Origin of the sequence: Bartonella sp. AA126HLJHH (genome assembly GCF_042197425.1) — a bacterium.
Taxonomy (GTDB): Bacteria; Pseudomonadota; Alphaproteobacteria; order Rhizobiales; family Rhizobiaceae; genus Bartonella.
In genome coordinates this window covers 84183-102407 of record NZ_JBHIRU010000006.1, presented here as the reverse complement: position 1 = coordinate 102407, position 18225 = coordinate 84183, and the positions used below count along the sequence as shown (strand labels likewise).

Genomic DNA, 18225 nt, shown 5'->3' with positions numbered 1-18225 from the left:
TCCAATACCAAATTCAGTTAGCCACCCAGACAAACTTTTAGATTTGTCAAAGAATGAATATTACGAAACCGCACTCTTTAAGATGTAAAATACCATGCCAAAACCACGTCCTCCTCATCTTGTCAAAGAAGTCACACGTCATGGTAAAATTATATGGTATGTACGTATTGGTCATGGACCACGTATTAGAATCCGCGGAACCTATGGAACGCAAGAGTTTGTTGACAACTACAAAAGCGCACTTGCCGAGTTACAAGGGCTTATACTTCCTAAATCAAAAACTGGTAAGCTAGTCGAAGGTTCATTCGCATGGCTCCTTAAACAGTATTTTAATAGCTCCAATTGGCATAACCTCGCTAAAGCCACAAAGAAACAAAGAGAATACACTCTTATGAAAGTGTGCGATACTATAGGTCACATTTCATACCAAGCAATCGAAAAGAAACATATCATAGCCGGTGTTGAACGGCGCAAAGAAACACCAGCAATGGCTAGAGACTTTCTACAATCCCTAAATGGGCTTTTTAAATGGGCAATTGAACACGGACTTTTGGAAAGCAACCCTACTTTAGGTATCACAAGACCTCCTCTTAAAAATAAAGAGGGCTTTCCCGTTTGGACAGAAGAAGATGTTGAAAAATATTACCAACGCTGGTCACATGGTACCCATGAACGTGTTTGGATTGATGTTCTTTTATATACGGGTCTGCGTCGTGGTGATGCGGTCCGCATTGGCTGGAAAGACGTCAAAGATAATATCATTCACATCAAAACAGAAAAGAGCCAATTTAAAACAGATGTCTTTCTACCTATTTTACCGGAATTAGCCAAAACGCTTGAAGTTGGTCCTATTGGAGAAGAAACATTCATTTGTGGTAAACGCGGGAAAAAAATACCCAAAAAAAGCTTCGGAATTACATTTTATAATGCTTGTACCCAAGCAGGTATCAAAAAATCAGCGCATGGCTTAAGAAAATTAGCAGCAACACGCGCAGCTAACTCTGGTGCAACAGTATCACAATTGAAAGCACTCTTTGGCTGGACAAATGACAGTATGGCATCTCTTTATACCAAGAGCGCAGATCGCAAAAAACTCTCCCTTGAATCGATACAAAAGCTCCAAAAAAGTTAGGGATAGAGATAAAAAAACATAATAGAATCAATAAGCACCTAATCCCTTACTACAAATATAACTTTTTGATTTAATTATTATTTGTTACCGTTGCTAGAAATAACAATAAATCAAGGGATATAATTTGTTAATAGGCTTGGCGTTATGTCAAAATATCAGCGATGAGATTGCTTTTTGGTTGTTTTAGAAATGAAATAATGAGCTCAAATATTGATGAATGAAACGGGAGGTTTAAATTGAAAATATTAATTCCAGATGACTATCAAAAAGCCACCCTAACATTACAGTCTATTACAAAATTAATGACATCACATGAAGTGCTGGTTATAAATAATTTAGCTAAAGAATGTGATTTAGAAGATAAGCTCAAAGAGATAGATATTCTTATCTTAATCAGAGAGCGGACTATAGTTGATAGAAATCTTCTCCTGAAACTGCCAAATTTAAAATTAATCTGCCAAACAGGCCCTATAGGTTCACATATTGATATAGAAACTTGTAGAGACTTAGGAATTGAAATATTAGACGGTGGTGGAGATCCAACTTCTGCTGCTGAATTTGCGTGGCTCTTAATTATGTCTGCGCGTAGAAAACTCTGTAAATCTGTATCTGATATGAAAAAAGGACGATGGCAAACAACATTTGGCAACCAAATGAAAGGGGCTACTCTTGGAATATTCGGGTTTGGCCGTATTGGTAAAATGGTTGCTCAATATGCTCAAGCTTTTGGCATGTCCATTTTGGTTTATGGGAGCGAGCGTTCAACGCAAGAAGCAAAAAATTTAGGTTATCATTTTACGCATTCAAAAGATGAATTTTTTACACGTCCTGACGTTATATCCGTCCATTTACGTTTAAGCGATAAAACCAGAGAAATCATAAAATTAGATGATCTATTGAGCATGAAACCTCATGCTATTTTTGTCAACACAGCGCGTTCAGCTTTGGTTGAAAAAGGGGCGATAGAAAAAATACTAAGTTTGGAAAATTCAATTTACTTTGCACTGGATGTTTATGACAGCGAGCCAGTATATGAAAGCAAATTATTGCAATCAGATAGAGTTCTTTGCACACCGCATCTGGGCTATGTGACTGAAGAAAGCTTTGAGAATTATTTTGAAAAAGCTTGCCAAAATATAGCTTCTTTTATAAAGAGCACTTAATGCCGGCTGAGCCAATGTTTGTAAAATTATCTTATATCACTAGCATATCAAATTTGTACGACACATAATAGCTTATTTCCTTAAATTAAGCATATTCCTTAGCTTTCATATTCATACCAATCGTATTGACAGATTTTTATGTAATCAGCATAAAATACCTCATTTATTATTGCAATCATTATTAAAAAAGGCTACTTCATTGGAATGCACTTTAATTGGAGGGGGCATAGTGGGCAATAATAAATTTATAGAAAAAAATTATTATAGATGGATTGTATTACTTGTTGCCACGATCGCTCAAGCATCAGCCTGCTTCTTTGTTCAAGGGATTGGTCCTTTAGCTGAATTTTTTAAGAAGGATTTCTCGCTTAGTGACTCTCAGATAGGTTTACTATCTTCAGCAGCACAGTTCCTACCTATTATTGGATTACTTGTAGCTGGTGAATTACTAGACAAGTTTAACGAGCACTATATTATTGGAGTTGGCGCGATCGGCGTTTCTGTCGCTCTTTTGTTGGAAGCAATCGCAGATAACTATATTTCCCTTTTGGTTTGTTTGCTAATTGTAGGGGGATTTATAGTTCTGCTCAACTCGGTAGTGCTAAATCCGTTTCTTCATGGTTTCCACAATCGCAACGCGGATTTGCAATGGGAATAAGGCAGGCGGGGCTACCATTAGGTAGAGGCATTAGCTGGGTATAGTTATTCCTGCGAGTGCCCTTGTCTATGGCATACAAGGTGCGTTTTTGGTCGGTGCCATCGTTTCTTTTTTAGGGGGATGTATATTTATTATTTTTTATCACGCACCAGCAAAAGTTGTCGCTATCGCTCCAGAAAGCAAGGCAAAAGTTTCGTTCTATGCAAATGTAAGGTCACGTCTTGCGATGTGGCTGCGCTTCATATGAAGAATATTATTTTTCCAAGCGTTTCACTTGTGATCGTTCAATATGTTTTAACCATTTTTATAACGATCTATTTTTATAGAATCTATCACCTGTCTTTAGATAAAAGTACTTATTTATTTTTTGTTTCACAGGCTTCTGGTGCCTTAGGAAGAATTATTTTAGCAGCATGGAGTGATCATTGTAGAAAAGGACGGTTTTTTCCTGTCTTGTTTTGTATGATTGCAGTCGTTTTTTGATTTTTAATATTAATTTTGGGCATGAGTAGATCCATAATTTATTTAACTATTTTATCTGCTTGGTTAGTTTTTGGAAGAATGGGATAGTATGGCCCTTGGGCTGCTTATATTGTAGACTCTTAAGCCGAAAGAAAGCGTTGTGTTTTCTCTGGGTTTAGCAATATCTGTAAATCAAATCGCAATTATTACTACTCCACCATTATTTGGATTAATCCAAGATTTTACAGAAACTTATTTACTAACATGGCTGATTTTAATTATTGTTTTTTCACTTTTCTTAATAAGAAAGTAGGGAAATATAATTGGGGAGGAAATTATAATGATAAATGAAAATACTTTTGAGTTGAGCAATATCGAAAGAGACAAACTTTGAGAGGCTTTAGACCATGTTATTTATGATCCATACGGGTGGTATTGAATATTCGGTTGAGCTAAAAAATAGCATTTTCGCTGCTACCCCATAGAATATTAACAATTCTTATGAACCAAAAGGTGTCTATTACTCCCAGACCATATCTAATCTTTGAAAATCTTCCAATTGATAGACAAATTAATACGTCACCTAATCCTTATAATTTAGATGCGTCTTGTAAAAGTGGCTATATTAGCGAAAATTTAATTATGATGTTTTCTTTATTGATCGGAGAGCCTTATTCAATTAAGTTTGAAGGCGAACATATAGTAAATAACATAGTTCCTTTAGAGGATAATAAAAAAGATTATACAGGATTAGGATCTGAAGTTGAGTTAGATTTTCATACAGAAAATGCTGCACTAAAATTTATAACGGATTTAAATTTATCTCCTAAAGGGGATAATTTTATCTGGTGTTCGCAATGGTGTTGATGGCCCGTTAACGAGAATATCTGATGCACGTCTCGCTCTAAAACTTTTAAGTGAGGAGGATTTGAGGAGCTTAAGGGATAATTTATATATAATTAATGTTTCCTATAGATGGAGAAAAAATGGGGTAATCTCTACAAGTAAAGTGCCCCTAGTTCAAGGGGACGGTGAATTCCCAGATATCAGTGCTGTTTTTTATCCGGGCATGTTAGAGCCACAATCAAAAAAAGCCAAGGAAGCTTTAGATCATTTTTATGAAGCTATTAAGGCTGTATCTTTTGGAATTGATGTACAACCAGGAAGATTATTATACATTGATAACAGAATGGCTCTACACTCTAGAGATAAATTTTTTGGATCATTTGATCGTTATGAAAATCCAATGCGATGGATTCAAAGAGTGTTTGTGTCTGCAGATTTATGGAATCATAGATATGTAGAACAAATAAAAGAAAGAGTATTTGATTTTCAATGTTAATGTCCTGATAATGATATGATGTTGAGTATTCTTCTGGTTTATATATTGACGATACATCTCATATGTATAGATTTCTCCCGCATAATCAGGTGAGGCTACTACCTGATTATAAGCTATGGTGGCCAATTGATTTTCTATGACTGCATTTGATCTTTGTTATTTTTGCCCTTCCTTTCAAGCCGCTTGGAGGATTCTCCTATCAAGCCCTTGAAAGAGGAATTTTGAGTAATTTCATAATGCAAAACCAAAACATAGTAACAAACTTTTCTATTGTTTTCATAGGCATAATGGCTTGCATGGTTGCACCCTTCAAGCAGTGTGGCTTTTTTTCTTGCACGATGAAATCATTCATATATGAGACAACATAATTAATTTATAACAGATAATTCAATGTATTATCTAAAAAATGCAACGAAATAGCTATTAATGTGAACATATGAATTAAAAAAACAAACATCGCGTACAAATAAATTCAAACATAATTGGGCACACGACTTATAACATTTTTTAGATGAACAAATAATAATACACCCCATATCTTTAAACAAAGAATGAAAATCATAAAATGAGCTCTAAGGATAATAGGAACTCTCCACAAAGAAGAGACAGAGATGAAAACTCCAAAGACTTCATCATCACCATTCTTCACTATTTTGTTAACATATTCATTTTATACAAGAATCTTTCCCTCGGAAGAAATAGCATTTGCAATAGCTTCTTCGCTTGCCTCATCGGGTAATAACATCTCATTATGAGCACATCCCGATGGGATCATAGGAAAACAGTTTTCTAAATGATAAACACGACAATCAAAAAGAACAGGCCTATCACAGTCAATCATCTGCTGAATTTTATCATCAAGTTCATCGGGTTTTGAACAATGAATTCCCACGGCTCCATAAGCTTGTGCCAATTTCACAAAGTCAGGCATAGATTCCGTATAAGAATGAGAAAGACGATTACCATGCAGCAATTGCTGCCACTGGCGGACCATTCCCATATACTGATTATTTAAAATGAAAATTTTCACCGGTGTGTCATGCTGAATAGCTGTTGCAAGCTCTTGAATATTCATCTGAATGGAGGCATCACCAGAAATACACACAACAAGCGCATCAGGATGCGCTATTTGAACACCTATAGCAGCAGGTAAACCATATCCCATCGTTCCAAGACCACCAGAAGTCATCCAATGTTTTGGTTCATCAAAATGATAATACTGTGCTGCCCACATCTGATGCTGCCCGACATCCGTTGTAATATAAGCATTCGCATCTTTGGTAAAAGCATACAGCCGTTCAAGAGCATATTGCGGCATAATGACATCTTTTTTCTCCGCATATGCCAATGAATTACGAGTTTTCCAACGGTTAATTTGCGTCCACCACGCCTCACGGACTTCACTGTTAAACGCTGGTTGCTGTATCTTTAAGAGTTGCGTCATATCTCCTAAAACACAAGCCACATCACCAATAATTGGAACTTCTGCTTTTACAATTTTATTGATAGAAGAAGGGTCAATATCAATATGAATAATACGCGCATGAGGTGCAAATGCATCAAGGCGCCCAGTGATACGATCATCAAATCGTGCTCCAACAGCTAACATGACATCACAATCATGCATGGCCATATTAGCCTCATAGGTTCCATGCATTCCAAGCATTCCAAGCCAATTTTTACCGGAAGCAGGATAAGCACCAAGTCCCATTAATGTTGAAGTAATCGGAAAATCCCCCAATTGAACCAAATTACGTAAAAGCTGTATAGCTTTCATCCCCGATGAAATAACACCACCTCCAGAATAAATAATAGGGCGTTTTGCCTCAACTAAAAGAGAAACGGCAGATTCAATAGCCTTAGTATTCCCTTTCAACGATGGAAAAGAATGTAAAGACTCCTGAACTTGAGGTGCTCTATAAAATCCTGAAGCAAATTGAACATCCTTAGGAATATCAATCAAAACCGGCCCAGGACGACCTGATTGAGCAAGAAAAAAAGCTTCATGAATAATAGCCGCAAGATCATTGACATTTTTAACCAGCCAATTACGCTTCGTACAAGGCTTTGTAATTCCAACTGTATCAGCCTCTTGAAAAGCATTTGTTCCAATCACCGTTGTTGACACCTGCCCAGAAAAACAAATAAGAGGTATCGAATCCATAAGAGCATCTTGCAAAGGTGTAACAGCATTCGTTGCCCCTGGACCAGAAGTCACAAGCATAACCCCTACCTTCCCTGTGCTGCGTGCATAGCCTTCAGCTGCATGCCCTGCAGCTTGTTCATGGCGCACCAAAATATGCTGGAGTGTATCTTGGTGATAAAGAACATCAAAAATAGGCAAAACAGCCCCACCAGGATAACCAAAAATATGTTCAACGCCTTGATCTATAAGAGCTTGAACCACTATTTCAGCGCCCGACATTATTTTTCCATCTGCACTCTCTTGCTTTCTTGGATCATTTCTCATTTTTCCCACTCACCTACTTTATAGGACAATAAAAAAGCCCCTAACGGAGCCCATAAAAAAAGCCCCCAAAGGAGCCCATTACACAACACATACTGTATGATTACCCCCATTATTCCAACGTATAAAATATATAAAAAATTCCTTGTAGAGAGATTTCTAATTCCATTGATACCATTCGTCAATAAAAAATTATATTTTCTAAAAAATTTCTTTTTCACGAATTATCTTTTATCTTTCGATAAGTTTCTTTGCAAAGCTCTAACTCTTGTATCAAAAAGTAAGCATCCATTCTTCATCAAATTGATTACGAAACCATGTCATTTGTCTTTTTGCATATCTCCTCGTTTGTATTTTTACCGCTTCAAGAGCATTCTCAAAGCTTCTATGTCCATCCAAATAAGCCATAAATTCAGGTATACCAATAGCCTTCATTGCTGGTAAAGAAGGGGAAAGTTTAAGTTTTTTCATAGCCACCACTTCTTCTAAAGCTCCTCTTTCAATCATAGAATCCAAGCGTTTATGAATACGTTCATAAAGCAGAGAACGTGGTGGCATGAGAAGAATTTTTTCGGTCAAATTCGGCGCAATGATAGGTGTTGTTTTTTGTTTCTGCCACCAACTGAGCGTCTTACCGGTTGCATCATAAACTTCCAAAGCACGGACAATACGCTGTCTATCGTGCGAAGAAATTTTTTCAGCAACAACAGCATCAATCTGCAACAACTGGCGATAAAGACTTTCAGGTCCCTCTTTATCAAGCAGCAAACGCCACTTCTGCCGCACAACATCTGGAACATGAGGGATTTCCGAAATCCCCTCTAAAAGAGCACGAAAATAAAGTCCTGTCCCACCAACAAAAATAACTGATCTTAAAGAAAAAGTAGTCAATAGCTTCTCGACATCACACAACCATTGCCCTACCGAATAATTCAAAATAGGACTCACATGACCATAAAGATAATGGGGAACAATCGCGGTATCAGCCTCCCCCGGCCGTGCCGTTAAAATATTTAAAACATCATAAACCTGCATTGAATCAGTATTAATAATGAGAGCATTTTTTTCTTGAGCCATTTGCAAGGCAAGTTCTGACTTCCCACTTGCCGTTGGCCCCGCTATTAATGTAACTGTTCTCTGTGCCATGAATAGCAATTTCTCCCAATCAATAATTTATTACAACATGCAGACACCCCCAAAGCCTTCCTGTATTTTCTCTCCATTATCATAGAGTAAATACTTCAAACAAAAAATACGAACACAAATTCCCCTTAAGACAAAGCCCCTTATGAAACTTATAAAAAAGAAAAAATGGACTTAATAACAACACCAAAGGAATTTCCAAGCATTTTTTGCTATCGTAATTCAATAACAAACCACAGCTATAATAATTCTGTTCGTTAAGGCCATTAAAAATATACTCTTTGTCATCATTTATGAAAATAATACTAAGTTTAATCTATACAATCAAATAGCTTTATTTTTTCCTATAAAAATAGCATGCTAAGCCGGTTTATAATAAGAGCCTCATAAAGCATCATATCAATACCATTTACTTGCGCATCACAAGCAGAGATAAAAATTGACTTAAGAAAGGTGTACCAATATCTCTTATGCAGCATTTCAAAGTCTAGGCTGTTACAATATTGAGAACTGAAAAATACTATGATGACACCAATTTATACTTTGATATTCAGCATAAAGATATAATGATTTCCAATAGATTTTATATTGCACACCCCATGCTCTCTATCGTGAAATGAGCTTGAGAAATATTGGACATCACATGGCTGACTTGCAAAATATCCCACACACTAAGGCTGATAAAAAACAAAAAATAATTTTTTAAGGATCAATCCATTAGGAGCGTTACGAACCGTAACTCTCCATCTGGACGTGCTACAATAAATAGAGCATTTTTGCGTCCAGCTTCACGTAATTTATGAATACGTTTTTTAGCCTCATCAATTGTTGTGATAGAACTCTGATTGATATCAACAATCACTTCACCAACGCGAATACGCTTTTTATCCGCTGCACTATTTTGTGCAACAGATGTCACCACTAGTCCTCGAAGTTTATCTGAAATTGAATAACGATGACGCAAATCCTCTGTCAGTTCAGATAACGTCATTCCCATAAATTGCATTGTCACGTTTTTCGACAAATCTTGATTTTTTTTATCATCAACTTCTTCTGTATCTTCATTTGGATCTGTTTCAATCAAACGTCCAAGCTTAACTTTTACTGTTGCTTCTTGCCCATTGCGTAAAATAGTAACGTCCACCACTTTTCCTTCTGAACTTTCTGCAACTAAACGCGGCAAATCACGTGCATGCTTAATTTTGGAATTACCAAAGGAAAGAATAACATCTCCAGTTTGTAACTGGCTATTATCTACATTATTTTCTTCCGTCTGTTCTATTTTACCAGCCACCAATGCTCCCACAGCATTGTCCAATTTTAAACTTTTTGCAATATCCTCTGTTACCGGCTGAATACGAATAGCCAACCAACCACGCCTTATTTCTCCAAAATCACGCAATTGATTAATAACAGAAAGAGCCATATCCGATGGAATAGCAAATCCAATACCGATAGATCCTCCCGAAGGTGAAACAATTGCTGTATTAATGCCAATGACTTCACCATTTCTATCAAATAACGGCCCACCAGAATTTCCCCGATTAATTGCTGCATCTGTTTGAATAAAATTATCATAGGGACCAGCATTAAGATCACGGTTACGTGCAGAAATAATACCAACCGTCACACTTCCACCAAAACCATAAGGATTACCAATAGCCATAACCCAGTCACCAATACGTGCTTTTTCTGAGTCACCAAAACGCACAGCTTTTAATTTTTTACTTCCTGCATCGACTTGAAGCAACGCCAAATCAGTTTTGCTATCCTTTCCAAGAAGCTTTGCCTTTAGTTTTGTACCATCCGTAAAATTAACTTCAATATCATCAGCATCTACAATAACATGATAGTTTGTAACAATAATCCCTTTTTGCGCATCAATCACAAAACCAGACCCTAAAGAACGCACCTTTTGAAATTGACTATCTTTTTGACCATCCTTGGGTGTAAAAAAATCACTGAAATATTCCTCCAGCAATGAACCTTTTGGGATAACGGGTACCGAGGTGTTTGCATCCTGTTCTGTTCCTTCAACAGTCTGCGCCGTAGAAATATTCACAACTGTTTCCAAAAGCTCAGAAGCTAAATCAGGAATAGAAAGCAATGCCTTGCTTGTCTCGGCTCCCCAAGACAAACTCACTGATCCTGATAGAAACAAAGTCACACAAAAAACAACTCTTGTGATAAAAAACTTTAAAAACGTATTTTTACTCACGACACTTCTATCCATGACATGCCTTTAATCAAAGATGCAAAGAGCCCCACTAAATTTATCTACGTAAAACCAGCACGGCTCGATACTCTCTACCACTTTTACCATAAAAGAAAATGGTCACAGATCATTCTTTTCATGCAAAATCTCGTATCTGCAATCCATTATTTTATCTATTCTCTCCCGATTTTGGATCAGTTTTACTGAAGCCAGTATTCATTGTCGGTAAGAATGCTTTATTTGCCTGCGGCGGATTACGAAAATAGAAAAAGAAATCCTCATTTGGAGAAATCACCATCGGTGTTTTCTCTAAATTCTTGTATTGTTCCATCGCCAACCAAAAATCGTAAAAAGACGGATTAGCCTCCCTCGCATTCAATAAAAGACGAATACTTTCAGCTTGACCTTCACCGCGGGTAATTTCAGCATCACGCTTTGCAGCTGCTACAATTTCTTCATATTCACGATTAGCTTCTGCCACAATACGATCTCGCTCCTGCTGACCACGAGCCCGGATATTTTCCGCAGCAGCTTCACGTTCAGCTGCCATTTGCCGATAGACATCTTCTGAAACAGCATCAGTCAAATCGGTTTTACGAATACGCACATCAACAATGGTAATACCCAACGAGCCTGCATCTACAGAAAATTGCTTCTGTACTTCAGCCATCATCGCGCCTCGTTCATCCGATAAGGCTGCTTTAAATTCTCGCTTACCATAAACAGCACGCAAAGCGTCAATAAACCGTGGTGCAAGGTTTTCACGTGCCGCAATTTGTGGACGCCCAGAAGCAATGCGCTGTAAAAACAACTTAGGATCTGTAATACGGTAAATAAAGAACGCATCCACCTCATAATACGCACCACCACGAACCTGTACAGATTGTGTAGGAACATCGTAACGCAATAACCGATTATCAACAATGATCATCTTATCGATAAAGGGCGCCTTGAAATAGATTCCAGGATTAGATTCTACCTGAACAATTTGTCCAAAACGCTTAATTGCTACTTGTTGACGAGGATAGACGATAAATACGGACATCCACAAAATCATCAAAACAAACACTATAGCACTAAAAACAAACAAAAAGCGAGATTGCTGCATAATTAATCTCCTCCAGAAATACGAGAATCTAAGAGTAACGCAGGACGCGCTGCTGTTGCCTTTACTTTTTCCGATGACTTGCTACGCAACAATTCATTCAAAGGTAAATAAGGCACCGCTGGAGAATTTGCCTGATCAAGAACCAGCTTATTTGGTGAAGAAAGAATCCGCCCCATCGTCTCCATATAGAGACGGTAGCGAGCAGCTTCTGGTGAAATCGCAGCCTCTCGAGCTATCGCCTGAAAACGTTCAGCACGCCCTGTTGCCTCTTCAACCATTTGTGCCTTTTCACCTTTTGCGATTTCCCGTGTGCGTGAAGCTTCACCATTTGCTAAACCAATTTTCGTAAAACGCACACGATTCCCCTCTTCAATCATTCTTCCACGTTCCTGCTCCGCCTGCTGAACAGAATTAAACGCAGCAGCAACCTTTGTCGGAGGAGCAGCTTCACTGATAGAAACACGGCTTATTTCGACACCAAGTTGATATTTATCCACAGTCAACTGGATAATCTTTCTAACGTCATTAGCAACTTCTTCTTTCTTGTCACGTAAAACATCATCAACCGGCCGCGAACCAATGACCTCACGCATTGCACTCTCAGCAACTTGGCGGACAGTTCCCTCTTGATCATTCACATTGAATAAAAACTGACTAGGGTATGAAATCCGGTAATAAACGGAAAAATTAACATTAACGATATTTTGATCACTCGAAAGCATTAAACCATCACTTTGTTGCGCCTGACCGGGCTTCCCACCAATCGCGATTGTTTTTTCCGTTAAAGGGACTTTCATATAGGTCTCAATTGGCCAAAAATGAAAATGCAACCCATCACCAATAATGCCTTCTTTAGGGATGCCAAAACGCAACTCTACCGCTTGTTCATTTTGCTGAACAATATAAATTGACTGATATAGCCAAAAAAACACAATAAGCAGAAGGAATAAAACAGAAAAACTACTTCTCCCGAATTGTTTAAATTGATCCTGCCCTTTGCGCAAAATTTCATTAAGATTAGGACCATTTTCGCCACCATTACCGCCACCAGAACCAAAGAGATTCTTAGCTGGTGTTTTTTTGTCACCACTGTTTTTATCGCCACTCCACGGGCCACCACCATTTTGATTTGTCCAGGGCATTATCACCTCTTTAACTGATTACCACTACTCGAACACCAACCATTTGCTTGATCTTATAGGGTGTCTCTTACCTCATTACAATACAACTGATAAACCCTTCCACTTCATATTACAAAAAATTATTTCCGCTCATAAACAACAAAACGTGTCGGATGACTATCTTTATCCCCTTTTGGAATATCTTGTGTTTGCACAATAGTCCACTTTTCTTTATCAAAAACAGGAAAAAAACTATCACCTTCTATAGAAGCTAAAACTTCTGTAAGGAATATTTTATCAGCCATATGCAACCCTTGTTGAAAAATTTCACCACCACCAATAATAAAAATTTCCTCTACATCATTTTGAGAAGCAACATTTGTTGCAAGAGAACAAGCTTGCGATAAAGAGTGAGCAACAACAGCCCCTTCAGCACAAAAGGTACAATCACGAGTAATAACGATATTTGTACGCCCTGGTAAAGGTCTCCCAATAGAATCCCAAGTTTTTCGCCCCATAACAATGGGCTTACCCAATGTCAAAGCTTTAAAGCGTTGCAAATCCGTTGATAAATGCCACGGCATTACACCTTCACGACCGATAACACCATTTTCTGCAACAGCAGCAATTAAACAAATGGAAATCATCATATTGCTACCGGCGCTTTAATATGGGGTTGTGCTTCATAATTAAGCAACTCAAAATCCTCAAATTGAAAAGAAAAAAGATCTGTTACCGCTGGATTTATGCGCATACATGGCAAAGCATTTGGTCTACGAGACAATTGATATTTTGCCTGTTCAAAATGATTAGAATAAAGATGAGCATCTCCCAGAGTATGAATAAAATCGCCTACTTTAAGACCGCTTACTTGCGCAATCATCATCGTTAGCAATGCGTAGGATGCAATATTGAATGGAACACCTAAGAAAATATCCGCCGAACGCTGATAAAGTTGACAAGATAATTTCCCCTCCGCAATGTAAAATTGAAAAAGACAATGACACGGAGGCAACGCCATTTCCTCTATTAATGCAGGATTCCAAGCTGATACAATCAAGCGACGAGAATCTGGCGTTTCCTTAATCATCGTTAAAAGATTGTTAATTTGATCAATATGGCGTCCATCAGGAGCAGGCCAAGAACGCCACTGATAACCATAAACAGGACCAAGATTTCCCTTTTCATCAGCCCACTCGTCCCAAATTGACACACCATGCTCTTTCAACCAAGCGATATTTGTATCGCCTTTAAGAAACCACAAAAGTTCATAAATAATTGAACGTAAGTGTAGTTTCTTTGTTGTCAACAACGGAAATCCTGCTTGTAAATCAAAGCGCATCTGATACCCAAAGATAGATCGCGTTCCAACACCCGTTCGATCTGTCCGATCAATACCCTGATTTAAAACATGAGATAAAAGAGCAAGATATGATTTCATGAGGGTATTATGTCCGATTCTTCTTATTATAGAAAATAAAAACTGTAAAATCCGTACAAACATAATTCAAATCTTTTTCCAAAAACATCTTACACAAGAAATTATCATGATCTGACTAAATTTTTGATGCAAAAGATAAAATACTATAGACAGCTTCTAAAAAAATGACATAAATGAACAAAGATGGATGAACATCAAATAAAGGGATCGACTATGGAAAAACAAGAAGCTTTAAAACCACATGATACAAGAAAACGTATCTGGGCTATCGTGTCCAGTGCATCAGGTAATCTAGTAGAATGGTATGACTTTTATGTTTATTCCTTTACATCTATTTATTTTGCATCACAATTCTTTCCCTCAGATGGCAATGACGTTACGCAACTTTTAAAAGCGGCGGGTGTTTTTGCTATTGGTTTTCTTATGCGCCCAATCGGCGGATGGCTTTTTGGCTTCATTGCCGATCGTTACGGACGCAAACGCTCAATGCTTATCTCTGTTTTTATGATGTGTGGTGGTTCGTTCTTAATCGCCCTACTTCCTACCTATGAAACCATTGGAATGGCAGCAGGAATTCTTTTACTTTTACTCAGAATGCTTCAGGGGCTTTCTGTCGGTGGTGAATATGGTACAACAGCAACTTATATGAGCGAAGTCGCCCTCAAAAATCGCCGCGGATTTTTTAGCTCTTTCCAATATACCACACTGATTGGAGGTCAACTTCTAGCCAGTCTCGTTATATTCATTTTAGCGCTTTATCTCACCGAAGATCAGCTAAAAGCGTGGGGCTGGCGTATTCCATTTGCCATTGGTGGATGCGGCGCAATTGTTGCGATTTATCTACGCCGCACACTCCATGAGACAACGACCAAAGAAAGTCGTTCTAGTGCACAAGCTGGTAGTATTAGGGGACTTCTGAGCAACCACCGAAAAGCTTTCTTTCTGGTTATTGGCTTTACAGCTGGAGGATCGCTCACATTCTACACCTATACGACTTACATGCAGAAATATCTGATCACAACCACTGGCTTTGATAAACATACAGCCACAACAATCATGACAGCTGCACTCTTTGTTTTCATGTTACTCCAACCCCTCTTTGGTGCTCTTGCAGATAAAATTGGAACAAGAACTTCACTCCTTATTTGGAGTGTCTTATCTATTATCTTTACCATTCCTGGACTTAATATGATTGGTAGTACTAATAGTACATGGATTGCTTTATCAGTCATTACTGGAATGCTCTGCATTATGAGCTTTTATACATCTATCTCTGGCATTGTAAAATCAGAAATGTTTCCCGCTTCAGTACGAGCAATAGGAGTTGGGCTCTCTTATGCTATTGCCAACGCACTGTTTGGCGGTTCTGCTGAATATGTCGCGCTTGGATTAAAAGATCTTGGATATGAATCTGTCTTCTATTTTTATATAACCGGCATGATGATTATTGCATTCATTGCTGTTCTCTTAATGCCAGATGCTCGCAAAAAAGGGTATTTACAAGGAGACGATATTCATTAACCTTTAATGTTAACAAACAAGGATTTTAATAAAAAAGCCCGGAGTACTGGGCTTTTTTATATCCTTTCCGATAGAAGTTTAAAGCTCACAATTTTTTATCCCTTCAAACACTCTAAAGAAGCAATGTTCCCTCCTGCACACGCCGCTTATAAAAATAAATGGCTTCATATTATTATGTAATAAATACTTCTTTAGCTGAATTTAATTCACTGAAGATAAAAAACGTTTGATTTATTTTAATATTCCCATGCCCACTCAAAATCGAAGAAAAGTGATTATCTTTCAAGAAATTTTATCAATAATAAAGATTACACTCATGATTTTGTTTAATACGTTCTTAATAGTACCCCCTCATGCAAAACAAATCCTTTCATGAAAAATAGAAAATACCATTTTATTATAAATTCGCACACTTTTTTGAGAAACATTTCTCAATGCACCCAACTCCATTTCACAACGGCACCCGTGAATGACATCACGTAAAAGCCCCGTAAAGTATAAACATGGGCATCACTCTCTTTACACTTAATAAAAGTGCAAGCCGCTATCATTATACTATTGAGGAACTCTTAATATTGTACTCCCCCTTAACACTTAAGATCATTCCTAAAAAGTATTTTAACTGATACACCAACCTAGCATGCAATAGTCAGTAACATCATTTTACGAAACAACATCAAGCATATAAACTAAAGAGTATCATATCTTCATAAACACTCTGCATATGCAAATAATTCACAATCAAACAAAAAATAATATTTCCTTAAGGATAGTAAAAAGCGTATAATTTACGCAATGTAACAACACCATGAGCCCAAAACACCACTGATAGCTCTAGAAAAAATCTTTATGTTTCCCTAAAAAATTATCATGATACAATAGCGTTTTTATAATGCACATCGTAAATAGCTTTAAAAAGAAGAAAAGTTATAAATCTAAAAGGGGAATACTTCATGAATAATCAAACAACTTTAGATCCAAATGATACAAGGAAACGTATTTTTGCTATCATATCCAGCGCATCAGGAAATCTGGTAGAATGGTACGACTTTTATGCTTACTCCTTTGCATCGGTTTATTTTGCATCACAATTTTTTCCTGAAGATGAAGATATTGTTACACAACTGTTAAAAACGGCAGGAATCTTTTTTATTGGCTTTCTTATGCGTCCAATTGGAGCATGGCTCTTTGGATACATTGCGGATCGTTATGGACGTAAACGCTCAATGCTTATTTCTGTTTTTATGATGTGTGGTGGCTCTTTTCTCATTGCCATACTTCCCACTTATAAAACCTTGGGAATAACAGCAGCATTTCTTCTCCTTTTAATCCGTATGTTTCAAGGGCTTTCCGTTGGCGGTGAATATGGTACAGCAGCAACGTATATGAGTGAAGTTGCGCCCAAAAATCGTCGTGGTCTCTTTGCTTCTTTTCAATATGCAACAACGATCTCAGGTCAACTTCTGGCAAGTTTTATAATATTTATTTTAGCCATTTACCTTAACGAGGATCAGTTAAAAGCATGGGGATGGCGTATTCCCTTTATCATTGGTGGCTTTGGAGCAATCGTTGCAATTTATCTGCGTAGCTTGCTTCATGAAACAACAACCCTCAAAAGCCGCTCTGAACAACACGCTGGTAGTCTTAAAGAACTTTTTCGTAATCATAAAAAAGCTTTCTTTTTGGTTGTTGGCTTTACAGCTGGTGGATCTCTCACATTTTATACATACACCACTTATATGCAAAAATATCTGATCACAACCACTGGTTTTGATAAACAAACCGCAACAACGATAATGACTGCCGCCCTCTTTGTTTTTGTGCTACTCCAACCCCTTTTTGGTTCCCTAGCCGATAAAATTGGAGCAAGAGCTTCACTCATTAGTTGGGGGGCATTATCCATTATCTGCACCATTCCTGTACTTAAAATGATCGGTAATGCCCATAATCCATGGACAGCACTCTTAATTATTATTGGAATACTCTGTGTTATGAGTTTTTATACGTCCATTGCTGGTATCATAAAAGCAGAATTGTTCCCTGCTTCAATCCGAGCAATTGGTGTTGGATTTGCTTTTGCCATTGGCAACGCACTCTTTGGCGGTTCTGCTGAATATGTAGCGCTTGGATTAAAAAATATGGGATACGAATCTGTTTTCTTTTTTTACATCGTTGGTATGATGGTCATTGCACTCATCTCTATTCTTCTTATGCCCGATATAGATAAAGGAGGATATCTCGATAAAGACGATAGACTTCATTAAACTTATTTTCTGGATAAAAAAAGCCCAAGAAATTGGGCTTTTTTTGATCTCCTCTCCACCCTAGTAAAGAACGAAAAGCCCGCCCCGCATTCGTCTTACAAACAACTCAGTTTCTTTTAAATTGTCTATAGTTACTGCCCTCTTTATGTAATTTACTTGATAAGATTCTATGGGCAGCCCTACCCTAA

16 protein-coding genes are annotated in these 18225 nt (G+C 37.6%); 9 read left to right on the top strand and 7 right to left on the bottom strand.

The genetic code is table 11. The annotated features are described in order from the left end of the window. Positions 1-94 precede the first annotated feature (94 nt). From ACFIQC_RS04740 to ACFIQC_RS04710, 7 genes are all read left to right on the top strand, one after another. The gene (locus tag ACFIQC_RS04740; protein ID WP_375621395.1) at positions 95-1132 is read left to right on the top strand and encodes a tyrosine-type recombinase/integrase; all 1038 of its coding nucleotides are present in this window, start codon (positions 95-97) and stop codon (positions 1130-1132) included. A gap of 236 nt (positions 1133-1368) precedes the next feature. Continuing rightward, positions 1369-2295, top strand: a complete 927-nt coding sequence (locus ACFIQC_RS04735; RefSeq protein ID WP_375629925.1) for a D-2-hydroxyacid dehydrogenase family protein — start codon at positions 1369-1371, stop codon at positions 2293-2295. Positions 2296-2524: 229 nt separating this feature from the next. After that, complete coding sequence (locus tag ACFIQC_RS04730) at positions 2525-2953, top strand: MFS transporter (protein ID WP_375621342.1); 429 nt, start codon at positions 2525-2527, stop codon at positions 2951-2953. 88 nt (positions 2954-3041) lie between these two features. Continuing rightward, positions 3042-3200: a hypothetical protein gene (locus ACFIQC_RS04725; protein WP_375706803.1), complete on the top strand. Its 159-nt coding sequence runs from the start codon at positions 3042-3044 to the stop codon at positions 3198-3200. Beyond that, entirely contained in the window at positions 3197-3436 is a 240-nt protein-coding gene (locus tag ACFIQC_RS04720) for a hypothetical protein (RefSeq protein WP_375706802.1), read from the top strand. Before ACFIQC_RS04725 ends, ACFIQC_RS04720 begins: the two co-directional genes overlap by 4 nt. Before the next feature lie 492 nt (positions 3437-3928). Beyond that, entirely contained in the window at positions 3929-4282 is a 354-nt protein-coding gene (locus tag ACFIQC_RS04715) for a hypothetical protein (protein ID WP_375706801.1), read from the top strand. Beyond that, positions 4233-4757 carry a TauD/TfdA family dioxygenase gene (locus ACFIQC_RS04710; RefSeq protein WP_375706804.1) on the top strand — a complete coding sequence of 175 codons (525 nt, stop codon included), beginning with the start codon at positions 4233-4235 and terminating at the stop codon, positions 4755-4757. The genes ACFIQC_RS04715 and ACFIQC_RS04710 overlap by 50 nt, the downstream gene beginning before the upstream one ends. Positions 4758-5427: 670 nt before the next feature. On the opposite strand, the gene ACFIQC_RS04705 is transcribed toward ACFIQC_RS04710, so the two are convergent. The 7 genes from ACFIQC_RS04705 to ACFIQC_RS04675 all read right to left on the bottom strand — a co-directional run bounded on the left by ACFIQC_RS04705 (position 5428) and on the right by ACFIQC_RS04675 (position 14252). Continuing rightward, a complete protein-coding gene (locus tag ACFIQC_RS04705) occupies positions 5428-7227 on the bottom strand; it encodes an acetolactate synthase 3 large subunit (RefSeq protein WP_375706800.1) in 1800 nt (599 codons plus the stop codon). Positions 7228-7497: 270 nt separating this feature from the next. Next, complete coding sequence (gene miaA, locus ACFIQC_RS04700; RefSeq protein WP_375706799.1) at positions 7498-8370, bottom strand: tRNA (adenosine(37)-N6)-dimethylallyltransferase MiaA; 873 nt, start codon at positions 8368-8370, stop codon at positions 7498-7500. Positions 8371-9076: 706 nt separating this feature from the next. Beyond that, entirely contained in the window at positions 9077-10600 is a 1524-nt protein-coding gene (locus tag ACFIQC_RS04695) for a Do family serine endopeptidase (protein ID WP_375621346.1), read from the bottom strand. Between the two features lie 151 nt (positions 10601-10751). After that, entirely contained in the window at positions 10752-11690 is a 939-nt protein-coding gene (gene hflC / locus ACFIQC_RS04690) for a protease modulator HflC (protein WP_375621347.1), read from the bottom strand. Between the two features lie 2 nt (positions 11691-11692). Then, positions 11693-12832 (bottom strand): FtsH protease activity modulator HflK, encoded by a 1140-nt coding sequence (hflK, locus tag ACFIQC_RS04685; protein WP_375612019.1) that lies wholly within the window; start codon positions 12830-12832, stop codon positions 11693-11695. Positions 12833-12951: 119 nt separating this feature from the next. Beyond that, positions 12952-13461 (bottom strand): dihydrofolate reductase, encoded by a 510-nt coding sequence (locus tag ACFIQC_RS04680; RefSeq protein WP_375706798.1) that lies wholly within the window; start codon positions 13459-13461, stop codon positions 12952-12954. Beyond that, on the bottom strand, positions 13458-14252 hold the full coding sequence (locus ACFIQC_RS04675) for a thymidylate synthase (protein WP_375612017.1): 795 nt from the start codon (positions 14250-14252) through the stop codon (positions 13458-13460). Before ACFIQC_RS04675 ends, ACFIQC_RS04680 begins: the two co-directional genes overlap by 4 nt. Positions 14253-14465: 213 nt before the next feature. Here ACFIQC_RS04675 and ACFIQC_RS04670 point away from each other — a divergent pair, with 213 nt between their 5' ends. Both ACFIQC_RS04670 and ACFIQC_RS04665 read left to right on the top strand, forming a co-directional pair. After that, positions 14466-15773: an MFS family transporter gene (locus tag ACFIQC_RS04670; protein WP_375706797.1), complete on the top strand. Its 1308-nt coding sequence runs from the start codon at positions 14466-14468 to the stop codon at positions 15771-15773. A gap of 953 nt (positions 15774-16726) precedes the next feature. Further along, a complete protein-coding gene (locus tag ACFIQC_RS04665; RefSeq protein ID WP_375621351.1) occupies positions 16727-18037 on the top strand; it encodes an MFS family transporter in 1311 nt (436 codons plus the stop codon). Positions 18038-18225: the final 188 nt, after the last annotated feature.

What these genes read in the sequence shown, in the direction of transcription:
- ACFIQC_RS04740 (WP_375621395.1), top strand. Translation starts at nt 95, where the DNA reads ATGCCAAAACCACGTCCTCCTCATCTTGTCAAAGAAGTCACACGTCAT.
- ACFIQC_RS04720 (WP_375706802.1), top strand. Translation starts at nt 3,197, where the DNA reads ATGAAGAATATTATTTTTCCAAGCGTTTCACTTGTGATCGTTCAATAT.
- ACFIQC_RS04705 (WP_375706800.1), bottom strand. Translation starts at nt 7,227, where the DNA reads ATGAGAAATGATCCAAGAAAGCAAGAGAGTGCAGATGGAAAAATAATG.
- miaA (WP_375706799.1), bottom strand. Translation starts at nt 8,370, where the DNA reads ATGGCACAGAGAACAGTTACATTAATAGCGGGGCCAACGGCAAGTGGG.
- ACFIQC_RS04695 (WP_375621346.1), bottom strand. Translation starts at nt 10,600, where the DNA reads ATGGATAGAAGTGTCGTGAGTAAAAATACGTTTTTAAAGTTTTTTATC.
- hflC (WP_375621347.1), bottom strand. Translation starts at nt 11,690, where the DNA reads ATGCAGCAATCTCGCTTTTTGTTTGTTTTTAGTGCTATAGTGTTTGTT.
- hflK (WP_375612019.1), bottom strand. Translation starts at nt 12,832, where the DNA reads ATGCCCTGGACAAATCAAAATGGTGGTGGCCCGTGGAGTGGCGATAAA.
- ACFIQC_RS04680 (WP_375706798.1), bottom strand. Translation starts at nt 13,461, where the DNA reads ATGATGATTTCCATTTGTTTAATTGCTGCTGTTGCAGAAAATGGTGTT.
- ACFIQC_RS04675 (WP_375612017.1), bottom strand. Translation starts at nt 14,252, where the DNA reads ATGAAATCATATCTTGCTCTTTTATCTCATGTTTTAAATCAGGGTATT.
- ACFIQC_RS04670 (WP_375706797.1), top strand. Translation starts at nt 14,466, where the DNA reads ATGGAAAAACAAGAAGCTTTAAAACCACATGATACAAGAAAACGTATC.
- ACFIQC_RS04665 (WP_375621351.1), top strand. Translation starts at nt 16,727, where the DNA reads ATGAATAATCAAACAACTTTAGATCCAAATGATACAAGGAAACGTATT.